The 1,544-nt window shown below is 68.3% G+C and carries 1 protein-coding gene; it reads right to left on the bottom strand.

The window, feature by feature from the left end; genetic code table 11:
* On the bottom strand, window positions 1-1,544 hold a 1,544-nt coding region (locus BMY35_RS37465; RefSeq protein WP_143080857.1), incomplete at both ends, for a methyltransferase.

Raw genomic sequence — 1,544 nt, 5'->3', positions numbered from 1 at the left:
TGCGCCACCTCCGCCGGATGGCGCACGTCCACGAACCCCTGCGCCTCGAGCAACCGCCGCCAGGCCTGCGGCGTCAGTGCCGGCGAGCCCGGAATCCGCAAGGGCACATCCTCCGACAGCCACCACCCCTCCAGCAGCCCGAAGGTCAGCTGCAGGAACAGGCTGTTGGAGGACATCTCGTTGATCAGCACCACCCCGTTCGCCTTCAGCAGCGCCTTGGTGTTGCCCACGGTGCGCCGCATCTCCCTGGTCGCATGCAGCACGTTCGTGGCGATCACCACGTCGTAGCGGCCGACCTCGATGCCCTGCTCCGCCAGGGACCGCTCGACGTCGAAGATCTGCGTCTTCAGGTACGGCGCCTTCGCCCGGTACTGCTTCTCCGCATGCAGCAGGAACGCCTTCGACAGGTCCGTGTAGCAGTACTCCTCGATGTGCGCGGCATAGGCCGCCAGCCGATCGAACAGCAGCGCGCTCGTCCCCCCCGTCCCCGCCCCGATCTCGAACAGGCGCAGCTTCGCCTGCGGGTCCTGGGCCAGCCGCGCCTTCACCGCCGCGACCAGGCTCTCCGCCAGCACCTCGTTGAAGTAGTCCAAAACCCGGTTGCCGCGGTAGACGCCTTCGACCAGCGCCATCGAACCGTTCGGGAACAACACCTCCGTCGCCGCGCGCTGTCCGCGAAGGATCTCCGGCAGCGCTCGAAGGGCAGCGTCCAGGAGCGCCACCCGGGCGCGGTACTCCGGGTCAACCTCGCGCGCGAACGCCTCCCAGCGCGACCACAGCGTATCCCTGTCCGGCGCGTCCGCCATGAGCACCCTCAGCGCGCCGCCTTCACGCGCCAGATACCCGCGCTTCTCCAGCACCTCCAGGCTCTCGACGAGCCAGGGTCCGTACAGCGACGGCAGACCCACCCGGGCCTTCCACGCCTCGACGTCAACCACCGGCTGCGAGGCCAGTCCCAGCTCGCACAGCTGACCCCACAGCAACCCCGCAAGCAAGTTATCGAGGGTCTGCTTCGTCTCCGCGCTCATGTCCACCGGAGACTCGACCGCAGTCGCACGCGGCAGCACCTCCGCCACCGACGACACCCCCGGCACGACCTGCCGGGCCTCTCCCGCCGCAACGCCCATGGCCTGCGCAAACTCCGGCGTCGTCGTCTTGATGTAGATCACCCGCGACACTGGCGACGCCAGCAACCGCTCCAGCACATCCATCGCCTCCGGCGGCTCGATCGAGTCCAGCCCGACCTTGGCCATCCGTGCACGGTAGTCCGCCGACGCCACGACCCCCACGCTGCCCCAGTAACCCCAGTTCACCACCTTCACCGCGCACGGCCACGCACGCGACAGCGCCTGCGCGTAGGCGTCGACGAATGTGCATCCCGCTGCATAGTTGCTCTGGCCGACCGCCCTGTGAAGGCTCTGGCTCGAGGAGAGGAACAGAACGAAGTCGAGCGCCTCCCGCCCGAACACCTCCGCCAGACGCACGCTCACGTCGACCTTGGACGCGAGACTGCCGACGAAGGTCTTCTCCTCCATCCGCATCAG

Source organism: Variovorax sp. YR750, from assembly GCF_900109805.1.
Classification (GTDB): Bacteria; Pseudomonadota; Gammaproteobacteria; order Burkholderiales; family Burkholderiaceae_C; genus Variovorax; species Variovorax gossypii.
This window is presented reverse-complemented; position numbering and strand designations above follow the sequence as displayed.